1 protein-coding gene is annotated in these 723 nt (G+C 75.0%); it reads right to left on the reverse strand.

Annotated features, from left to right (window positions below; translation table 11 throughout):
- Nucleotides 1-4: 4 nt before the first annotated feature.
- The coding region (locus tag CGX12_RS19390) for a UvrD-helicase domain-containing protein (protein ID WP_254918362.1) at nucleotides 5-723 on the reverse strand (719 nt) is incomplete at its 5' end.

A 723-nucleotide genomic window follows, 5' to 3' on the forward strand; every position in this document is an offset into this window, starting at 1 on the left:
CTCGCTAGCTGCCGTGCCAGCCGCCGGGGCCGGCGTGGCCCGCCGGACCCCCGTCCGCCGCCCCCCCGGGCACGTGGGGGCCGGGGCCACCCGCGGCGCCGGGGGGGCAGACCGCCCCCCGGGGGGCGCCTCCTGTGCCCGCGGGGGCGGGGAAACCCCGCGGCCTGCGGTGCCGGCCCCGGGCCGCGACCGGCACGAAGGGCAGCGGGTTTTGCCCGCCCTGGCGGAACAGGAAGGCGCCCTCGGGGTGCTGCTCGGCCCGCTCGAACAGCCGGTTGACCGCGTCCACCATGGCCTCGGAGGAGCGGAAGTTGGTGTCCAGGCTGTAGTGCCGGCCCTCGGTGGCGGCGCGCGCCGCCAGGTAGGTATGGATGTCGGCGCCGCGAAAGGCGTAGATGGCCTGCTTGGGATCGCCGATCATGAACAGGCCCCGGTCGGCGCCGTTGTCGGCCACCCGGTAGATGGCGTCGAAGATGCGGTACTGAAGCGGGTCCGTGTCCTGGAATTCGTCGATCAGTGCCACCGGAAACTGGCGGCGGATCACCTCGGCCAGGCGCGGGCCGTTCTCCCCCGCCAGGGCCTGATCCAGCCGGGTCAGCATGTCGTCGAAGCCCATCTCGGCCCTGCGCCCTGCCGCCGCCTTGTCGGCTACCGCCTTGTCCGACAGCACCTCCTGCTCATCGGCTCCGACCGGCCCGGGCGCCTGGAGGTCTGCCCCCCCCC

Source organism: Zobellella denitrificans, from assembly GCF_002237365.1.
Taxonomy (GTDB): Bacteria; Pseudomonadota; Gammaproteobacteria; order Enterobacterales; family Aeromonadaceae; genus Oceanimonas; species Oceanimonas denitrificans.